Annotated in this window: 25 protein-coding genes; 4 read left to right on the top strand and 21 right to left on the bottom strand. The window is 41.5% G+C overall.

What is annotated here, in order from left to right; all coding sequences use genetic code 11:
- Nucleotides 1–19: 19 nt before the first annotated feature.
- The 16 genes from rplX to pplA form a co-directional block, all read right to left on the bottom strand.
- A complete protein-coding gene (rplX, locus tag HCK02_RS01290) occupies nucleotides 20–331 on the bottom strand; it encodes a 50S ribosomal protein L24 (protein ID WP_115753705.1) in 312 nt (103 codons plus the stop codon).
- A 35-nt stretch (nucleotides 332–366) separates the two neighbouring features.
- A complete protein-coding gene (rplN, locus tag HCK02_RS01295) occupies nucleotides 367–735 on the bottom strand; it encodes a 50S ribosomal protein L14 (RefSeq protein WP_003723686.1) in 369 nt (122 codons plus the stop codon).
- A gap of 68 nt (nucleotides 736–803) precedes the next feature.
- On the bottom strand, nucleotides 804–1,067 hold the full coding sequence (gene rpsQ / locus HCK02_RS01300; protein ID WP_036072860.1) for a 30S ribosomal protein S17: 264 nt from the start codon (nucleotides 1,065–1,067) through the stop codon (nucleotides 804–806).
- 28 nt (nucleotides 1,068–1,095) lie between these two features.
- Complete coding sequence (gene rpmC / locus HCK02_RS01305; protein ID WP_036072858.1) at nucleotides 1,096–1,287, bottom strand: 50S ribosomal protein L29; 192 nt, start codon at nucleotides 1,285–1,287, stop codon at nucleotides 1,096–1,098.
- Nucleotides 1,277–1,711, bottom strand: a complete 435-nt coding sequence (gene rplP / locus HCK02_RS01310) for a 50S ribosomal protein L16 (protein WP_007474821.1) — start codon at nucleotides 1,709–1,711, stop codon at nucleotides 1,277–1,279. Before rplP ends, rpmC begins: the two co-directional genes overlap by 11 nt.
- A 2-nt stretch (nucleotides 1,712–1,713) precedes the next feature.
- Nucleotides 1,714–2,370 (bottom strand): 30S ribosomal protein S3, encoded by a 657-nt coding sequence (gene rpsC / locus HCK02_RS01315; protein ID WP_167628336.1) that lies wholly within the window; start codon nucleotides 2,368–2,370, stop codon nucleotides 1,714–1,716.
- Nucleotides 2,371–2,373: 3 nt separating this feature from the next.
- Nucleotides 2,374–2,730 (bottom strand): 50S ribosomal protein L22, encoded by a 357-nt coding sequence (rplV, locus tag HCK02_RS01320; RefSeq protein WP_036072854.1) that lies wholly within the window; start codon nucleotides 2,728–2,730, stop codon nucleotides 2,374–2,376.
- Between the two features lie 21 nt (nucleotides 2,731–2,751).
- Entirely contained in the window at nucleotides 2,752–3,030 is a 279-nt protein-coding gene (rpsS, locus tag HCK02_RS01325) for a 30S ribosomal protein S19 (protein WP_167628338.1), read from the bottom strand.
- A gap of 90 nt (nucleotides 3,031–3,120) precedes the next feature.
- On the bottom strand, nucleotides 3,121–3,954 hold the full coding sequence (gene rplB, locus HCK02_RS01330; protein WP_167628340.1) for a 50S ribosomal protein L2: 834 nt from the start codon (nucleotides 3,952–3,954) through the stop codon (nucleotides 3,121–3,123).
- A gap of 41 nt (nucleotides 3,955–3,995) precedes the next feature.
- The gene (gene rplW / locus HCK02_RS01335; protein WP_167628342.1) at nucleotides 3,996–4,280 is read right to left on the bottom strand and encodes a 50S ribosomal protein L23; all 285 of its coding nucleotides are present in this window, start codon (nucleotides 4,278–4,280) and stop codon (nucleotides 3,996–3,998) included.
- Nucleotides 4,280–4,903, bottom strand: a complete 624-nt coding sequence (rplD, locus tag HCK02_RS01340; RefSeq protein WP_167628344.1) for a 50S ribosomal protein L4 — start codon at nucleotides 4,901–4,903, stop codon at nucleotides 4,280–4,282. Before rplD ends, rplW begins: the two co-directional genes overlap by 1 nt.
- Before the next feature lie 24 nt (nucleotides 4,904–4,927).
- A complete protein-coding gene (rplC, locus tag HCK02_RS01345; protein ID WP_167628346.1) occupies nucleotides 4,928–5,557 on the bottom strand; it encodes a 50S ribosomal protein L3 in 630 nt (209 codons plus the stop codon).
- A 52-nt stretch (nucleotides 5,558–5,609) separates the two neighbouring features.
- Nucleotides 5,610–5,918 carry a 30S ribosomal protein S10 gene (rpsJ, locus tag HCK02_RS01350; RefSeq protein ID WP_007474836.1) on the bottom strand — a complete coding sequence of 103 codons (309 nt, stop codon included), beginning with the start codon at nucleotides 5,916–5,918 and terminating at the stop codon, nucleotides 5,610–5,612.
- A gap of 685 nt (nucleotides 5,919–6,603) precedes the next feature.
- A complete protein-coding gene (gene fmnA / locus HCK02_RS01355; RefSeq protein WP_167628348.1) occupies nucleotides 6,604–7,404 on the bottom strand; it encodes an FAD export ECF transporter transmembrane subunit FmnA in 801 nt (266 codons plus the stop codon).
- A gap of 20 nt (nucleotides 7,405–7,424) precedes the next feature.
- Complete coding sequence (menA, locus tag HCK02_RS01360; protein WP_167628350.1) at nucleotides 7,425–8,384, bottom strand: 1,4-dihydroxy-2-naphthoate polyprenyltransferase; 960 nt, start codon at nucleotides 8,382–8,384, stop codon at nucleotides 7,425–7,427.
- Between the two features lie 148 nt (nucleotides 8,385–8,532).
- The gene (gene pplA / locus HCK02_RS01365) at nucleotides 8,533–9,432 is read right to left on the bottom strand and encodes an extracellular electron transfer flavoprotein PplA (RefSeq protein WP_167628352.1); all 900 of its coding nucleotides are present in this window, start codon (nucleotides 9,430–9,432) and stop codon (nucleotides 8,533–8,535) included.
- A gap of 434 nt (nucleotides 9,433–9,866) precedes the next feature.
- On the opposite strand from pplA, the gene HCK02_RS01370 reads away from it, so the two are divergent.
- From HCK02_RS01370 to HCK02_RS01385, 4 genes are all read left to right on the top strand, one after another.
- Entirely contained in the window at nucleotides 9,867–11,759 is a 1,893-nt protein-coding gene (locus HCK02_RS01370; RefSeq protein ID WP_167628354.1) for an FAD-dependent oxidoreductase, read from the top strand.
- A gap of 157 nt (nucleotides 11,760–11,916) precedes the next feature.
- The gene (locus tag HCK02_RS01375; RefSeq protein ID WP_167628356.1) at nucleotides 11,917–12,357 is read left to right on the top strand and encodes a NusG domain II-containing protein; all 441 of its coding nucleotides are present in this window, start codon (nucleotides 11,917–11,919) and stop codon (nucleotides 12,355–12,357) included.
- 32 nt (nucleotides 12,358–12,389) lie between these two features.
- Nucleotides 12,390–12,932, top strand: coding sequence for a flavinylation system FAD exporter subunit EetB (gene eetB / locus HCK02_RS01380; RefSeq protein ID WP_167628358.1), 543 nt, complete (start codon nucleotides 12,390–12,392; stop codon nucleotides 12,930–12,932).
- A gap of 23 nt (nucleotides 12,933–12,955) precedes the next feature.
- Nucleotides 12,956–13,936, top strand: coding sequence for a polyprenyl synthetase family protein (locus HCK02_RS01385; RefSeq protein WP_167628360.1), 981 nt, complete (start codon nucleotides 12,956–12,958; stop codon nucleotides 13,934–13,936).
- A 41-nt stretch (nucleotides 13,937–13,977) separates the two neighbouring features.
- Here HCK02_RS01385 and HCK02_RS01390 read toward each other — a convergent pair whose 3' ends face one another.
- From HCK02_RS01390 to rpsL, 5 genes are all read right to left on the bottom strand, one after another.
- Nucleotides 13,978–14,370 (bottom strand): hypothetical protein, encoded by a 393-nt coding sequence (locus tag HCK02_RS01390; RefSeq protein WP_167628362.1) that lies wholly within the window; start codon nucleotides 14,368–14,370, stop codon nucleotides 13,978–13,980.
- Nucleotides 14,371–14,487: 117 nt separating this feature from the next.
- Complete coding sequence (gene tuf, locus HCK02_RS01395) at nucleotides 14,488–15,672, bottom strand: elongation factor Tu (protein ID WP_167628364.1); 1,185 nt, start codon at nucleotides 15,670–15,672, stop codon at nucleotides 14,488–14,490.
- Between the two features lie 119 nt (nucleotides 15,673–15,791).
- Entirely contained in the window at nucleotides 15,792–17,879 is a 2,088-nt protein-coding gene (gene fusA, locus HCK02_RS01400) for an elongation factor G (protein WP_167628366.1), read from the bottom strand.
- 79 nt (nucleotides 17,880–17,958) lie between these two features.
- Nucleotides 17,959–18,429: a 30S ribosomal protein S7 gene (rpsG, locus tag HCK02_RS01405; protein WP_115753689.1), complete on the bottom strand. Its 471-nt coding sequence runs from the start codon at nucleotides 18,427–18,429 to the stop codon at nucleotides 17,959–17,961.
- A 41-nt stretch (nucleotides 18,430–18,470) separates the two neighbouring features.
- Nucleotides 18,471–18,884 (bottom strand): 30S ribosomal protein S12, encoded by a 414-nt coding sequence (gene rpsL, locus HCK02_RS01410; protein ID WP_115753688.1) that lies wholly within the window; start codon nucleotides 18,882–18,884, stop codon nucleotides 18,471–18,473.
- Nucleotides 18,885–19,174: the final 290 nt, after the last annotated feature.

Below are 19,174 nucleotides of genomic sequence, written 5' to 3' on the forward strand. Positions count from 1 at the left end.
CCTTCCTCAATTACTTAAATTATTTATCGATGACTTCACCGGATTTTTTAGCTACACGTACTTTTTTATCGCCTTTTACTTCATAGCTCACACGAGTTGGTTCGCCAGATTTAGGATCGATAAGCATTACGTTAGATACGTGAATTGGTGCTTCAACATTCAAGATTCCACCTTGTGGATTGATATTGGAAGGTTTCGTATGTTTTTTCACCATGTTGATTCCTTCAACAATTACACGATCTTTTTTTGGGAATGCAGCAAGAACTTTGCCGGATTTGCCTTTATCTTTACCAGTAATAACTTGTACTTTATCACCTTTTTTGACATGCATTAGTCTTAGCACCTCCTTGGTTTGAAACTTGTTTATTAAAGAACTTCTGGAGCTAAAGAAACGATTTTCATGAAGTTGTTTTCACGAAGTTCGCGAGCAACAGGTCCAAAAATACGTGTTCCACGAGGACTTTTATCATCACGGATAATGACACATGCATTTTCATCAAATTTGATGTACGAACCATCTTGACGACGTGCTCCACTCTTAGTACGAACGATTACTGCTTTAACGACTTCGCCTTTTTTGACAACGCCGCCTGGTGTTGCTTGTTTAACAGTACATACAACAACATCACCAATGTTAGCAGTTTTGCGTCCTGATCCACCTAGCACTTTAATTGTTAGTACTTCACGTGCGCCAGAGTTATCAGCCACTTTCATACGACTTTCTTGTTGAATCATTAGGACACCCTCCTTCCAGAATAACAGGTAAGAGAAACACCTGGATCTCTCACTATTTTATAAAACCATTAAATAATTACTGCTTCTTCTACTACTTCTAGTAAACGGAAATGTTTAGTTGAAGATAGAGGGCGAGTTTCCATGATACGAACGATATCGCCAGTTTTTGCAGTGTTATTTTCATCATGAGCTTTGAATTTCTTCGAATACTTCACGCGTTTACCATACAAACCATGCTTTTTGTATGTTTCAACAACTACAGTGATCGTTTTATCCATTTTGTCGGATACAACGCGACCTGTATAGACTTTACGTTGGTTACGGTCAGCCATGTATTAAAACCTCCTTATTAGTTTCGTCTTAAGCAAGTTCTCTTTCTTTCACAATTGTTTTCATACGAGCAATGGATTTACGTACTTCTTTAATGCGAGCAGTATTTTCCAATTGTCCTGTAGCTAATTGAAAGCGCAAGTTGAAAAGCTCTTCCTTTAGCGCTTTTTCTTGATCTTGGATTTCGGTAGTGGATAGTTCACGGATATCTTTAGCTTTCATTTGCTTCACCACCAATTTCTTCACGTTTTACGATCTTTGTTTTGACCGGCAGTTTGTGTGATGCAAGACGCAACGCTTCACGCGCAACTTCTTCAGGCACACCTGCGATTTCAAACATAATTTTGCCACGTTTAACTGGGCTTACCCAGCCTTCCGGAGCACCTTTACCTTTACCCATCCGAACTCCGATTGGTTTAGATGTGTAAGATTTATGAGGGAAAATTTTAATCCAAACTTTACCGCCACGTTTCATGTAACGAGTCATCGCAATACGAGCAGCTTCGATTTGACGGTTCGTGATCCAAGAAGCTTCAACTGCTTGAAGACCATATTCACCAAATGCGACTTCTGTTCCGCCTTTCGCACGACCGCGCATATTTCCACGGAATTCACGACGGTATTTTACACGTTTAGGGACTAACATAATTATTTTCCTCCTTCCACATTGTTTTTCTTCGCTGGAAGGACTTCACCACGGTAGATCCAAACTTTAACGCCTAGTTTACCATAAGTTGTATCTGCTTCTTCCCATGCATAATCAATGTCAGCACGAAGTGTATGAAGCGGTACAGTTCCTTCACTATAGTGTTCAGCACGAGCAATATCAGCTCCGCCAAGACGACCAGATACTTGGGTTTTAATTCCTTTCGCACCAGCACGCATTGTACGTTGGATAGCTTGTTTTTGTGCGCGACGGAAAGAAACACGTCCTTCAAGTTGTCTAGCAATATTTTCAGCCACAAGTTTTGCATCTAGATCAGCACGTTTGATCTCAACAATGTTAATGTGGACACGTTTACCAGTTAAATCGTTTAGGGATTTACGAAGTGCTTCAACTTCTGAACCACCTTTACCGATTACCATACCTGGTTTAGCTGTATGAATAGTGATATTCACACGGTTAGCAGCACGTTCGATCTCAACACGCGAAACGGAAGCGTCAGCCAAGCGTTTTGCAATGTAATCACGAATGCGCAAATCTTCATGTAAGAAATTAGCGTAATCTTTTTCAGCGTACCATTTTGAATCCCAGTCACGAATGACGCCGATACGCATACCAATTGGATGTATTTTTTGACCCAACGTTTATCCCTCCTTCACTTCAGATACCACAACAGTGATGTGGCTTGTACGTTTATTGATTGCACTTGCACGACCTTGTGCACGCGGACGGAAACGTTTAAGTGTCGGGCCTTCATCAACGAAAGCTTCCGAAACCACTAAATTGTTTACGTCTAAATCATAGTTATGTTCAGCGTTTGCCATAGCAGATTTCAATACTTTTTCAATAACTGGTGAAGCTGCTTTTGGAGTAAACTTCAAAATCGCAATTGCTTCGCCAACTTGCTTGCCTCGGATTAAATCAATAACGATTCTCGCTTTACGAGGAGCAATACGTACCGTTTTGGCAACGGCTTTTGCACTTGTAATTTCACTTGCCATTTAGATATCCTCCTCTCGAAATTATCGTTTTGTTTTTTTGTCGTCTCCCGCGTGTCCACGGTAAGTACGAGTTGGTGCGAATTCACCTAGTTTGTGTCCAACCATGTCTTCTTGAACATAAACAGGAACATGTTTGCGTCCATCATATACAGCGATTGTTTGACCTACGAATACTGGAAAAATAGTGGAACGACGCGACCAAGTCTTAATCACTTGTTTCTTGTCACTTTCATTTGCTGCTTCCACTTTTTTCATCAAATGTTCATCGACAAAAGGTCCTTTCTTTAAGCTACGACCCATGACGGAACCTCCCTTCGTATAGCTAGGAAGTCGGAGTTAAGCCTCCGCAAACTCCCTGCTATCATAATTAACGTAATTTTATCCCAGATCTTATTTACCTTTACGACGACGTACGATAAATTTATCGGAGTTGTTGTTTTTCTTACGAGTTTTGTAACCAAGTGTTGGTTTGCCCCAAGGAGACATTGGAGATTTACGTCCGATTGGCGCTTTACCTTCACCACCACCATGTGGGTGATCATTAGGGTTCATAACCGAACCACGAACAGTTGGGCGTTTACCCATCCAACGTGAACGACCTGCTTTACCGATGTTAATAAGTTCATGTTGTTCATTACCAACTTGACCAATTGTAGCACGGCAAGTAGCAAGAATCATACGAACCTCACCAGATTTAAGACGAACAAGAACATATTTACCTTCTTTACCTAGAATTTGAGCACTTGCTCCAGCAGAACGAACAAGTTGTCCGCCTTTTCCAGGTTTAAGTTCGATATTGTGGACAACAGTACCCACTGGAATATCTTTAAGTTCTAAAGCATTTCCGATTTTAATATCAGCTTCTGCTCCAGAATAAATTGTTTGGCCAACTTTTAGACCTTTCGCTGCGATGATGTAGCGTTTTTCTCCATCAGCGTAGTGAACGAGCGCGATATTAGCCGAGCGGTTTGGATCGTATTCGATTGTAGCGATACGTCCAGGAACGCCGTCTTTATTACGTTTAAAATCGATCACACGGTATTGACGTTTATGACCGCCACCGTGATGACGAACAGTTAACTTACCTTGATTGTTACGACCAGCTTTCTTTTTCATAGGACGAAGCAAAGATTTTTCTGGAGTACTTGAAGTAATCTCAGCGAAATCAGAACTTGTCATATGACGGCGGCCGTTTGTGGTAGGTTTGTACTTTTTAATCGCCATTTTTTTCCCTCCTCGTTAGATTTTATTCAAAAACGTTCGTATTAAACTTCAAAGAATTGAATTTCTTTACTATCATCACTCAAAGTTACGATTGCTTTACGACGCTTGTTCGTGTAACCAACGTAACGACCCATGCGTTTTTTCTTGCCTTTGTAGTTCATAACGTTTACTTTCGTTACTTGAACCTCAAAGATTTCTTCAATTGCATGTTTGATTTGAGTTTTTGTAGCACGAGTGTCTACTTCAAAAGTGTATTTCTTGTCATCAAGAACACTTGTAGATTCCTCGGTTACAACCGGGCGCTTAATGATGTCGCGTGCATCCATTATGCAAGCACCTCCTCTATCTTTTGAACAGCTGCTTGTGTGACAATAAGTTTATCATGTCCAGCAACTTCTAGTACTGAGATACTTTCAGCCGGAATAACAGTAATGCCTTGAATGTTACGTGCAGAAAGTTCGATATTTTCGCTTTCAGAACCAACGACAACAAGAGCTTTTGTATCTACAGAGATATTTTTAAGGAAAGCCGCAAATTCTTTTGTTTTTGGCGTTTCAAATGCTAAATCTTCAAGTACTACGATATCATTATCAAGAACTTTTGAAGATAAGATCGATTTGATCGCTAAACGGCGAACTTTCTTCGGTAATTTGTAAGCATATGAACGAGGAGTTGGTCCAAATACGGTACCACCACCACGCCATTGCGGCGAACGGATCGAACCTTGACGAGCACGACCAGTACCTTTTTGACGCCATGGTTTACGACCACCACCACGTACTTCAGAACGGTTTTTTACTTTGTGAGTTCCTTGGCGTAAGGAAGCTCTTTGGCTCAAAATAACGTCAACAACAACTTTTTCATTTGGTTCAACACCGAAAACAGCATCGTTCAACGTAATTTCGCCAGCTTGTGATCCATCTTGTTTAAGTAAGCTTAGTTTTGGCATTCGTTAGTCCTCCTTTCCAACTTTTTATTTTGCTTTAATAGCAGTTTTAATTTGAACTAATGATTTTTTGGCACCAGGAACATTACCTTTTACTAAAAGCAAGTTCTTTTCTGCGTCTACTTTAACGATTTCCAAGTTTTGGATAGTGATTTGATCTCCACCCATACGTCCTGGAAGAAGTTTATTTTTGAAAACACGGTTAGGTGCTACAGGACCCATTGAACCAGGGCGACGGTGGTAACGGGAACCGTGAGCCATTGGCCCGCGAGATTGTCCGTGACGTTTAATAACGCCTTGAAACCCTTTACCTTTCGATACGCCTGTCACGTCCACGACGTCACCTTCTGCGAATACATCTACATTGATTTCTGCACCAATTTCATACTCGTCTAAGTTTACATCGCGTAATTCGCGAATGAAGCGCTTAGGAGTAGTATTGGCTTTTGCTACATGACCTTTTTCGGGTTTGTTCGCTAAAACTTCACGTTTGTCTTCGAAGCCGATTTGAATAGCTTCGTAGCCGTCTGTTTCAGCAGTTTTCTTTTGAAGCACAACATTGTTGCCTGCTTCGATTACTGTAACTGGAATAAGTTCCCCGTTTTCAGTGAAAACTTGTGTCATCCCTACTTTTCTACCTAAGATTCCTTTGGTCATGAGTCACACCTCCTGTTAATTGTTATTTTTTGTGGGCATTTTGCCCAATTTATTAAAGTTTGATTTCGATATCTACACCACTTGGCAGATCCAAACGCATCAAGCTGTCAACCGTTTGTGGTGTTGGGTTAACGATGTCGATTAAACGTTTGTGCGTACGCATTTCGAATTGTTCGCGCGAATCTTTATATTTGTGAACCGCACGTAAAACCGTGTAAACAGATTTTTCTGTCGGAAGCGGAATCGGACCAGACACAGAAGCGCCAGAACGTTTCGCAGTCTCAACGATTTTTTCAGCTGATTGATCCAAAATACGGTGATCATAAGCTTTTAAACGAATACGAATTTTTTGTTTTGCCATTATTTTCCCTCCTTCTCGCCTATTTTTAAAATAGACATTCTCCATGGAAATTACCTGAGTACCCGCCATGGCAAAGCGGCCGGGTGTGTCAGCAACCTTCCACTTCATCACATCTACAACCCACTAATCAGGGGGTTGTGGGCACAAAAGGGCAGACGAGTGCCTATCCATTTGCACTTTATCTATTATACACGGGTTGCCCTTACGAATCAACCGTTTTTTGAAAAACTTTCAGATTAAAGCCAGTGATTTTATTTTTAGATTTCTAGTAACAAAATAATTACATTTATATATGGAAGAAAAAAACTAGAATTTGATTTATTCTTCAGGAAATAAGCTGTTCTCGCCGGCTTCCATCATAACCTTTCCCCTAACTAAAAAGACTGTGATTTACGAACAAACAATTCATTCGCAAATCACAGTCTAGTTCATCACTTTATGTACTTTTTCTCTATCACTATCTATTCAGGGGTTCAATGTTTCATCTAAACCAGTCTTCAATTTTATACTAATAGATGAAACATTGGTGCTTTTCATCATAAGAGCATGAGTTGCTTCGAGTTGCAATTTAACACAGAATGATATTAGGGAACATTAAGCCCATAACAAGATAACCCGAGCGCACTTTATAAAAAACCACCAAAAATTAAGCTGTGAACCTAACTTTTGGTGGGAACTATTCAAGTTAGTAACCTCGTAAAAAGATAAGCGCTGCCGTGAGCAAGGCAAGCACAGCTACAGCAATTAAGTCGATCCAATGCCAGTGCAACAACCTGAATTTGGTACGCCCTTTGCCGCCATCATAACCACGAACTTCCATCGCGTCGGCTAAATCTTCCGCGCGATTGAATGAACTAACGAACAGCGGAATGAAAATTGGAACAACTACTTTCATTTGCTCAAACAGATTACCTTCTCCGAACTCTATGCCGCGCGCTCGTTGCGCTTTCATGATTTTATCTGTCTCTTCCATGAGCGTTGGGATAAAGCGGAGCGCAACGGTAATCATTAAAGCAATATCTGCGACCGGCACTTTGAGATACTTGAGTGGCCGCAATAAGTATTCAATCGCATCTGTTAAATCCATCGGCGTTGTCGTTAGCGTGATGACCGTAGATAGGATAATGATGAGTGTGAAGCGGATGAATACGTAGATGCCATTTATAATTCCAAAAGATGAAATCCGGAAGGGACCAAATTCAAAATAAATGACGCCACCGCTTGTAAATAGCATTTGCATGATGACGGTGAATAAAATTAGCCAAAGCAACGGCCGCACGCCTTTGATGAACACTTTGACTTTGATTCCTGTTAGGAAGATGACGCCGAAAGTAAAAGCAATCATGAGTGCATAGGCATAAGGATTGTTCGCTAAAAATATGATCGCAATAAAGTAGAAGCCGCCAAGCAGTTTCGTGCGTGCGTCTAGCGCATGGATCCAGGATTCTCCCGGGACAAAGCGGCCAAATATGAGTTTATCAATCATCCGAATGGCCCTCCTTCCAATTAAAATAGATATTTAACAAGGATGCTCGCCGCAAGTAGTACGACAAGCGTCGCATTGATGAGTACAAAATTTCGGATAGCTACTACGAAGGTTTTCGATTTAACTTGTTCTTGGTTGAATTTTTTGAGATTGCGATAAACAAGCGGGATCGTAAGTAATACAAGGAGCATAATCGAGCTTAGGTAGCTCAAAATGACTGCGGCAACCACGGCGGCAAATGAAGCGTAATAAAGCGTGTTGAAAAGGAGGACCCCCATTTTCCTGCCGATATAATACGGTAGCGTGTAGCGGTGGTTACGGATATCTTCGTCGAGATCGCAAAGGTTATTTGCCAGCATAATGTTCGCAATCGTGAAAATGCACGGAAGCGACACAACGCCAATTTCAATGATTCGAAGCAGGTTGAAGCGAATATCAATCCACTCCCCTTGCCACAATAAATTAGCGACACCTGCATCGTACGCGCTCATGTAAACAGCTAAAAAGAAAATGCCAAATCCCATCGTTACGCCTGAAAATACTTCGCCAAGCGGCATGCGTGACAGTGGAACAGGCCCAAATGTATATAAAATGCCAATGCAAAAACAAACAAAACCAATTAGAAGTACTAGCAAATCTGTTCGGAATACGAGCCAAACGCCAAGTCCTGTCGCAATGAAAAACATTGTGAAAATTAATATAAGTACATTTTTTTGCGGAATGTTCATTTTTCCGATCACGTTACTTTCAACCCGAAAATCGTAATCGTGATTGTCTGTTGCTTTGCGGTAGTCCATATAATTGTTGATCGCCGTTGTTGTTAAATCAAAAATCAGCATGGCCACAAAGAAAATAAGCGTGTTCTCTAGATTGATCGTCTGTAACTGATAAAAGACAAACAATGTGCCAAGAACAAATGGGTAGACACTTGCAATTTTTGTTCTGATTTCGACCAGCTCTAAAAATGCCTTGATAGACACTGGATTCCCTCCCCTTTCACTCCTTAAAAGTGATCTTTTATCACTATAACTTAAAAACCGCCGAAACGCCATCCCTTCCGAGCGAAAAACCCCTAGAGTTAGACGCCTAACTCTAGGGGTTTTTTGTTATTCCAACTCGGAAAGAATCTTATTTTTCTACTTTGTTGTAAACTTTGATTGTTGCTGTATTTCCGTTTTGTGCTGCGTTGATAAGTTGTTCAGCATAAATCTTGAATTGTTCAGAAGAGTGAGTAGCTCCAGAAACCGTATCTACTTCTCCTGCTTCTTGCTTGTCAACTAGAGATTCGTTAAGTGCTGGGATGTATTCTTTCGGACCAGTACCTTCTTTTGCTTTCATTGCTTTTTCGTAGTCTGCATCGTCAGTTTTCTTTTGACCGTCTTTGTTTACATAGTTGTAATCTGATTTAGAGATTTTACCATCTTTAACGGTCATCGAGAACACTGTGCGGTAACCATTCGAATAGTTTTGTTCTTCTAATTTGTAAGTACCGTCTTGCATTTTTTCACCGTTATTGATCTTGATTGTTGTTGTGTCGCCACGTTGTGCCGCTTGGATCAATTGGTTCGCATAGTTGATGAATGTATCCGAAGAATGCGTTGCACCAGAGACTACTTCTACTGCGCCAGCCGCTTGGTTTTTCACAAGAGAATCATTAAGTTCTTTCAAGTATTCTTTCGGACCAGTTTTCACTTTAGCTTTCATTGCTTTTTCGTAATCTGCATCTTCAGATTTCAACTTGCCATCTTTATTTTTATAGTCATAATTCGCATCTGTAATTTTGCCATCTTTTACTTTGATGGACATGAAGCCTTTCCAGCCTTTATCATCATAGTTTTTTTCTTCTAGTTTGTACGTTCCATCTGTCATTGTTCCGTCAGTTTTAGCATCTGCGGATTTCTTTTGTTCTTGTTTTGTATCGTTGCTTGATTTCTTATCAGAAGAACTATTGTCATTCCCACAAGCTACTAACAACATGCTGGATGCTACTACAGCAGTAAGCCCCATCGCAACTTTTTTCAATTCCATAATTTGCTCCCACCTTATACTAATAAAGTTTGTGATAACGCGAGCAAGAAAAGCTAATCTGAAAGCGGTTATCACGATTACAATCAAATCATACCATCACCACTATACTTTGTCTATACATAACAAAATGATTTAATTTATAGAATTTTATGAAAAACAAACTAAACAAAGGGTAAACTCTCTAGTTTCTTGCTAAAAGTGATAAATAACAAACAAAACAACCATTATACCTATTGACCTTAAGGTATATTCACCCATAAAAAACGGCTCGTTTCCAATAAAGCACTATTTTTTAGTTTTTGCGATCTTTTCATGAAAACGGTCTAGACAAGCATCTATAGAATCTGTTACACTATGTTAGGTTATTATTATACTTTTTACACTGCACTAATTTATTTGTTTGTGAATAAAATAACAAGGAGTTGAGAACGCATATGCCTGAAAAAAACATTGTTCTTATAGGGGCAGGGTATGCAGGTGTACACGCAGCGAAAAAGCTTGCGAAAAAGTACAAAAGAGATCAAGATGTAAAAATCACTTTGATCGACCGTCATTCGTACCATACAATGATGACGGAACTTCACGAAGTTGCTGGTGGGCGCGTTGAACCGACAGCCATTCAATATGACTTACGTCGTTTGTTCAATCGCACGAAAGTAAATCTGGTGACTGACAATGTCACAAACGTAGATCATGACAAAAAGGTTGTTACAACTGAACACGGAAGCTACCCTTATGACTATCTTGTGCTTGGTATGGGTGGAGAACCAAATGACTTTGGTACACCGGGCGTACAAGAAAACGGATTCACACTATGGTCTTGGGAAGATTCGGTTCGCTTGAGAAAACATATTGAAGAGATCGTAACTAAGGCAAGCCGCGAGCAGGATGTCGAAAAACGCAAAGCTATGCTTCGTTTTGTAGTTTGTGGTTCTGGGTTCACTGGAATCGAAATGGTCGGCGAATTGCTTGAATGGAAAGATCGTCTTGCAAAAGACAATAAGATCGACAAAGATGAAATTGAGTTGATCGTCGTTGAAGCGGCTCCAACGATCCTAAACATGTTAGAACGACGTGATGCTGACAAAGCTGAGAAATACATGGTGAAAAAAGGCATTAAAATTCTTAAGAGTGCTGCGATCGTTGAAGTTAAACCAGAAAGTATTGTTTTAAAATCTGGCGAAGAGCTTCCAACACACACACTCATTTGGACTGCTGGTGTTCGTGCTAATTCGGATACTAAAGATTATGGAATGGAATCAGCACGTGCTGGGCGTCTTAAAGTCAACCAATACATGGAAGCTGAGAAATACGATAACACTTATGTAATCGGGGATTTAGCTTACTTTGAGGAAGAAGAAGGCAAACCTACTCCACAAATCGTTGAAGCAGCTGAACAAACTGGGATGACTGCTGCGAAAAGTATCATCGCTGAAATTAGCGGCGGAGACAAAACGCCTTTCCAAGGGAAATACCACGGCGTGATGGTTTCGATCGGGGCTAAGTATGGGGTTGCGAACCTTTCTGGGATGCACCTTTCTGGCTGGTTTGCGATCTTCATGAAACATATGGTCAACTTGTACTACTTCTTCGGAATTCGAAGCGGTTACTACATGTGGCAATATATTATGCACGAATTCTTCCACATCAAAGATCGTCGCAACATTTTCCGCGGTTGGACTTCTCGTTATGGAAATGTCATTTGGAGCTTACCGCTACGTGTTTATCTAGGTTGGTTCTGGATTGATGAAGCACTTGCGAAGATTTACGGTGAAGGAACTTGGGATAAAGTTAGCTTAACAAACCTTAAACCGATGTTCCAAGGTCTTGGATCTGATTCTTGGCTAACTGCAACAACTTCGAAAATGCCTTTTGATTGGTTGCAAGCTGCCGCTACATCGGGCGCGAGTCAAGCTGCTGGTGATGCTGCCGGAGATGCTGCACAAAATGTGACAACACCTATTTTGAGTCACATGTGGGGCTGGTTCGAATGGATTATGAAAATCGTAATGCCAAACCAAGATGTTGCCGTGTTCATGCAGAAGGTTGTTCCTTTCATTGAACTTGCAATTGGCCTTGCTCTTGTAGTTGGATTATTCACTTGGCTTGCTAGCGTTGGAAGCATGGGCTTCCTAGTCATGTTCACACTGAGCGCTATGCTTGGATGGGACAAATTCTGGGCACTTCCTGCTTCGTTCGCAATGCTAAATGGCGCAGGTCGCACATTTGGATTAGATTATTGGGTTGTTCCTTGGTTCCAAAAACACCTTGGCAACTTCTGGTACGGTAAGCCTTGCGCTGTTTACCGGGATTCAGACAGGAAATAACGGATAACTTTGAACAAGGAGCGAAATCCCATTGGTGGATTTCGCTCCTCTTATTTTCAGTCATTTTATTCACAGATTTAAAATAAAAACGGTATATTTTTCCACTTAAATCCTATACAATGAGAGGGATAGGAAAATAATTGGAGGAGGGAAGCAAATGAAACCTTATTTAAAAATGATTCGCCGTTTTGATATTGTACTTGTCGTTTTGTTAACTTTGCTTTCTTTTTTACCTCTAGCTATTTTCTCATACGTTAAAGCCAATGAGCCAAAAAGTACGGCGGATCAAGGACTTACTGCGGTCATTACGGTAGATGGCAAAGAATATAAAAAAGTAGCTTTAACTGGGCACACTGGCACAGAATCCTTCACGATTACGCAAGAGGATGGCGATTCAAACACGATTGAAGTCAAAGATGAACAAATTCGAATTTCTAAAGCCACTTGCGGCGACCAAGTTTGCGTTCGAACAGGCGCTATTACTAAACGCGGGGAAACGATTGTTTGTCTGCCTCACAAGCTTGTCATCGAAGTGAAGGCAACGGATGGCGATTCAAACAGCAACAATGATGACGATGATATGATTATTTCTTCTTGATTGTTTAGGAAGAAAAAAGGAAAGTGAATTTTATGACGAAAAATAAGCGTCTTGTTTACATTGCACTGCTCGCGGCACAAGCTGTTGTTATTAGCTTACTAGAACGGGCCATTCCCTTCCCCTTTGCGTTCGCACCAGGGGCAAAACTTGGACTCGCTAATATTATTACTTGTATTTCGCTCTATACACTCTCAACGAAAGACACTTTTATGATTATTGTTATCCGCCTCGTGCTTTCCACTTTACTCGGCGGAACTATTTCTACATTTTTGTATAGCGCAGCCGGAGCACTACTTAGCTTTATCGGCATGTGGGCAGTACAAAAATTAGGTCCTAAAAATGTCAGCATCATTGGGGTCAGCACGACCGGAGGAATCCTGCACAACGTTGGTCAACTAGTTGTCGCAAGCTGGATCGCGGGTTCTTGGAGCGTTATGCTTTACCTGCCTGTCCTTTCTTTTATCGGTATTCTTTCGGGAATCGCAGTGGGAATTGCGGCTAATTATTTACTGCAAAACGTTGAAACCCTGCACGTATTTTTAAGTGCTAAACAAGAACGGCGCACACTCGAATAAATAGAAAAAAAAGGAGTTTCGCTATGCAACTTCATTCCATGTGGGAACATTATCCAGAACTAAAAACCGATCTCGCCGATGTGCTTCAAACGATTGAGGAAAACATTCAAATTCGTGATAAACGCGTTGAGGAAAACATCAAAGTACTGATTCATGCTGGCGGCAAACTACTTCGACCGGCTTTCGCTTTGCTTTCAGCGAACCTCGGTCCGGATTACGACCGCGATCGTGCTATTTCTGTTGCGGCTGCTCTCGAAGTTCTACATATGGCAACGCTCATTCACGATGATGTGGTGGATGAGTCTTCGATTCGGCGTGGCAAGCCAACTATTAATTCAAAATATGGCAATCATTATGCCGTTTACACGGGCGACTACTTATTCACAATTTGTTTTAAGATTTTATCGAAGCACTCGGATTCGATTTCGAACATTGAATTTAGCAGTAAAAACATCGAGAAAATTTTGATGGGAGAGCTCGATCAAATGCGCACGCGCTATGATTTAAATGTGTCCGTAAAGGCCTATCTCGCGCGCATCTCAGGGAAAACGGCGCAGCTGTTTGCCCTGAGTTGCTATTCTGGCGCAGTTTCTAGCAAAGCTCCTCGTGCACTTGCGATCAAAGCTTGGAATATCGGGCATTACCTCGGCATGGCGTTTCAAATCATTGATGATGTGCTGGACTACACGAGTACGGATGACGGCCTCGGAAAACCTGTGCTAAACGATGTTCTCCAAGGCGTCTATTCGCTTCCGCTCATCTATGCTATGCGTGGCCATAAGCAGGATTTTAAACCTCTTCTTAGCAAGAAAGCAGAGATGACAGACGCGGACCTCCGCGAGCTAACAACGCTTATCAACCGCTATCAAGGTACGGCGCAGGCATTTGAGCTCGCAGGTAAATACACGAAAAAAGCCCAAAAAGAAATCGCTAAGTTGCCGAAAGGTGCCTATCGCGATCAGCTTTCAGCGCTAACAAACGAAATTTTAACCCGCCAAATTTAGGCGTAGAAAAAGGAACTTGGCGGATGCCAAGTTCCTTTTTGTTAGTCCTCGATTTCCTTCAAGCGCTTGAAACGTTCAGCAAGCATCGGATGCGCTTCCACCGTTTTCACGCCATTCGCTTTTGCAGCAAAACTTGCAAAGTTGAGCCCAGCTCCAAATAGCTGCAAGGCCGCATTCCCAAGGTCGCCTGCTTTTAGCGCTTTTATGCCATCATCTAGAAAATGATTACTTTCATCCAGATGGCAATCCGGCAAGTACTTCTCCCCTTTCGCATAGAGTTCAATATTCAAAAGCACTTGACTTGCCGTTTCCTGCGAAATATCTGCATCTAGTGCAAGTAGCATGTCGTTAATAGGTTCAACCAGCTGCGCATAACCTCCGCCAAACTCCGCACATTTTGCTTTGATTTGTAATCTTCTTTCTTCTGCTGTCATCTTTTATCCCTACCTTTCCTTTTCCCTGTCAAGCATACGCCTGTCAGAGCCGGAAAAGCAACAAAAAAAGCCGGGAAGCATAAATGCTTCACCGACTTTATAGAACAAATAAAATTATTATTTGTCGATTTTAGCTACAACGCCAGCGCCTACTGTACGGCCACCTTCACGGATTGAGAATTTAGTACCATCTTCAATCGCGATTGGAGCGATAAGTTCAACTGTAATTGTAATGTTGTCTCCAGGCATAACCATTTCAGTACCTGCTGGAAGTTCAACAACACCAGTTACGTCAGTTGTACGGAAGTAGAATTGTGGACGATAGTTTGAGAAGAATGGAGTATGACGTCCACCTTCTTCTTTAGTTAGAACATAAACTTCAGCTTCGAACTTAGTGTGTGGAGTGATCGATCCTGGTTGAGCAAGAACTTGTCCACGTTCGATATCTTCACGAGCAACCCCACGAAGAAGCGCACCAATGTTGTCTCCAGCTTCTGCATAGTCAAGAAGCTTACGGAACATTTCTACACCAGTAACAGTTGATTTAGCAGTATCTTTGATACCGATAATTTCAACTTCGTCACCAACTTTGATTTGTCCACGTTCAACACGTCCAGTTGCAACTGTACCACGACCAGTGATCGAGAATACGTCTTCAACTGGCATCATGAATGGTTTGTCATGATCACGTTCTGGAGTTGGAATGTAAGAATCAACAGCGTCCATTAATTCATGGATTTTGCCTTCCCATTCAGCATCTCCTTCAAGAGCTTTAAGTGCAGAACCTTTGATTACAGGAATGTCGTCGCCAGGGAAGTCGTATTCGCTTAGAAGTTCACGAACTTCCATTTCAACTAGTTCAAGTAGTTCTTCGTCGTCAACCATGTCGCATTTGTTTAGGAATACAACGATGTAAGGAACACCTACTTGACGAGATAGAAGAATGTGTTCACGAGTTTGTGGCATTGGGCCATCAGCAGCAGATACTACTAGGATAGCTCCGTCCATTTGCGCAGCACCAGTGATCATGTTTTTAACATAGTCAGCGTGTCCTGGGCAGTCAACGTGTGCATAGTGACGGTTAGCAGTTTCATACTCTACGTGTGCAGTAGAGATAGTGATACCACGTTCACGTTCTTCTGGTGCACCATCGATTTGGTCATAAGCAGATGCTTGTGCCATTCCGTCTTTAGATAGAACTGTAGTGATAGCTGCAGTTAGTGTAGTTTTACCATGGTCGACGTGTCCAATTGTTCCAACGTTTACATGGGGTTTTGAGCGGTCAAATTTTTCTTTTGCCATTTTAATAAAATCCTCCTTAATGTTTAAAAAAATGATATTTAATAGCTGCCAAGTGAATTTCACTCGGCAAGTACTTCCTTAATTAAAGTTATACTTGATGTCAGTCAGAAATGCAACGATTATTCTTCGCCTTTATTTCCGCCGTTTTTCTTGATGATTTCTTCAGTGATTGATTTAGGTGTTTCTTCATAGTGGTCAAATTGCATTGTGTAAGTTCCGCGACCTTGTGTTGATGAACGAAGGTCTGTTGCGTAACCAAACATTTCTGCAAGTGGAACGAAAGCACGAACAACTTGTGCATTTCCGCGAGCTTCCATGCCATCTACACGACCACGGCGGCTTGTAATGTTACCCATGATATCCCCAAGGTATTCTTCTGGGATAACAACTTCAACGCCCATAATTGGTTCAAGAAGAACTGGGTCACATTTCTTAGCAGCGTTACGAAGCGCCATACTAGCAGCTACTTTGAAGGCCATTTCGTTGGAGTCAACGTCATGGTAAGAACCATCAAATAGTTTTGCTTTAATGTCGATTAGCGGATAACCTGCAAGGACACCATTTTCAAGTGCGCCTTCAAGGCCTGCTTGAACAGCTGGGATATATTCACGAGGAACAACCCCACCGACAATCGCATTTTCAAATTCGAAGCCTTTACCTTCTTCGTTAGGTTCGAAGTGAATTACAACGTGACCATATTGTCCACGACCACCAGATTGACGAACAAATTTACCTTCGACGTCAGCTGCTGAGCGGAATGTTTCACGGTAAGATACTTGTGGAGCCCCAACGTTAGCTTCAACGCGGAATTCACGTTTCATACGGTCAACTAAGATATCAAGGTGAAGTTCACCCATACCAGAGATGATCGTTTGACCAGTTTCCGTGTTTGTTTCAGTACGGAAAGTTGGATCTTCTTCTGCAAGTTTTGCAAGAGCTTGACCCATTTTATCTTGGTCAGCTTTCGATTTAGGTTCGATTGCAACCGAGATAACTGGTTCTGGGAATTCCATGGATTCCAAGATGATTTGGTTCTTTTCATCACATAGTGTGTCCCCAGTAGTAGTGTCTTTAAGTCCTACAGCTGCTGCAATGTCCCCAGCGTAAACAATATCAATTTCTTCACGGTGGTTAGCGTGCATTTGCAGGATACGACCTACACGTTCACGTTTACCTTTTGTTGAGTTTTGTACGTAAGAACCAGAGTTCAAAGTACCAGAATAAACGCGGAAGAAAGTTAGACGACCAACATAAGGGTCAGTCATAACTTTAAATGCAAGAGATGAGAATGGTTCTTCATCGCTTGCGTGACGTTCAGATTCTTCACCATCAGGTAGAGTACCTTTAATAGAAGGAACGTCAGTTGGAGCTGGAAGATAGTCAAGAACTGCATCAAGCATTGGTTGAACACCTTTGTTTTTAAATGCAGTACCACAAACGACTGGGTAAAACTCAACAGCTAGTGTTCCTTTACGGATCGCAGCTTTAAGTTCGTCTTTTGTGATTTCTTCACCTTCTAGGTATTTCATCATAAGTTCCTCATCAAGTTCAGCAACTGCTTCGATAAGTTTACCATGATATTCTTCAGCAAGATCTTTCATATCTTCAGGAATTTCTTTGACATGTGGATCGTTTCCAAGGTCATCTTCATAATACAACGCGTGCATATCAATCAAGTCGATGATACCAGTGAAAGTATCTTCCGCACCGATTGGAAGTTGAATCGGATGAGCATTAGCTTGTAAACGTTCATGCAAAGTTTTTACAGAATATAAGAAGTCTGCGCCGATTTTGTCCATTTTGTTGACGAATACTACACGAGGAACCCCGTAAGTAGTAGCTTGACGCCAAACAGTTTCTGTTTGTGGTTCAACACCAGATTGTGCATCTAGAACCGCAACCGCACCATCAAGTACACGAAGTGAACGTTCAACTTCAACTGTGAAGTCTACGTGTCCTGGTGTATCAATGATATTTACACGGTAACCTTTCCACTGAGCTGTTGTTGCAGCAGAAGTGATCGTGATACCACGTTCTTGTTCCTGCTCCATCCAGTCCATTTGGGAGGCACCTTCATGCGTTTCACCAATTTTGTGAATACGCCCTGTATAGAAAAGAATACGTTCCGTAGTAGTGGTTTTACCAGCATCAATGTGCGCCATAATCCCAATATTACGTGTCTTTTCTAAGGAGAACTCTCTTGCCATGTTGTCTTTCTCCTTCCATAAAACATTTTTTTAAACGGCTAGCCGAGTTTCAAAAATGAAAGTAGCAGCCAATTTCTGATTACCAGCGATAATGAGCGAATGCACGGTTTGCTTCCGCCATTTTGTGTGTATCTTCGCGTTTCTTAACAGACGCACCAGTGTTGTTCGCTGCATCCATGATTTCGCGAGCAAGACGAAGTTCCATCGTTCTTTCTCCACGAAGACGCGCATAGTTTACTAACCAACGAAGACCAAGAGTAGTACGACGATCAGCACGTACTTCAACTGGAACTTGGTAGTTCGCACCGCCGACACGACGAGCTTTTACTTCAAGTACTGGCATGATGTTTTTGATCGCTTGATCGAAAACTTCCATAGGATCGTTTCCAGTTTCTTCTTTAATGATATCGAAAGCAGCGTATAGAATCGCTTGGGATTTTCCACGTTTACCGTCAACCATCATTTTATTGATTAGACGAGTTACAAGTTTAGAATTGTAAATCGGATCTGGCAAAACGTCACGTTTAGCAACAGGACCTTTACGAGGCATTGGATATCCTCCTTTCATAAATTGGATTTAAAATAAATCTATTATTTTTTAGGTTTTTTCGTACCGTATTTAGAACGGCTTTGAGCTCTATTTTCAACACCAGCTGTATCAAGAGCACCACGTACGATATGGTAACGCACCCCTGGTAAGTCTTTTACACGTCCACCACGAATAAGAACAACGCTGTGCTCTTGCAAGTTGTGTCCGATACCTGGGATATAAGCTGTAACCTCGATTCCGTTACTCAAGCGCACACGAGCATATTTACGAAGCGCGGAGTTCGGTTTTTTCGGAGTCATTGTACCAACACGAGTACAAACACCACGTTTTTGCGGAGAATTTACATCAGTAAGTTCACGCTTGAAAGTGTTTAGTCCCTTGTTAAGTGCTGGAGAGTCAGATTTTTTCGATTTAGATTGACGCGGTTTGCGAACTAATTGGTTAATAGTAGGCATTGGATGGGTTCCTCCTTTCCTTTAGTAGTTCCACACATCCAGGTGGTTCATTTTTTCGAAAAAATAAAAGTGCTGTAGATGATCTACAACAATTTTCATTTTCAAGACCTCTATAGAAGAGGCACCTTGATTATGATAGCACTTTGAGTTGTGGGTGTCAAGAGATATTCCCGATCTATACAAATAGACTCTACCCCACTTTAAGTAAGAGCGAAACTTACTTTGACTCGTCAATCGGTCCACCATTACAACCTCATCAAAAATTCAAAATACAGACATATTTTATTAAA

The organism is Listeria valentina, assembly GCF_011800755.1.
In the GTDB taxonomy this organism is placed as follows: Bacteria; Bacillota; Bacilli; order Lactobacillales; family Listeriaceae; genus Listeria; species Listeria valentina.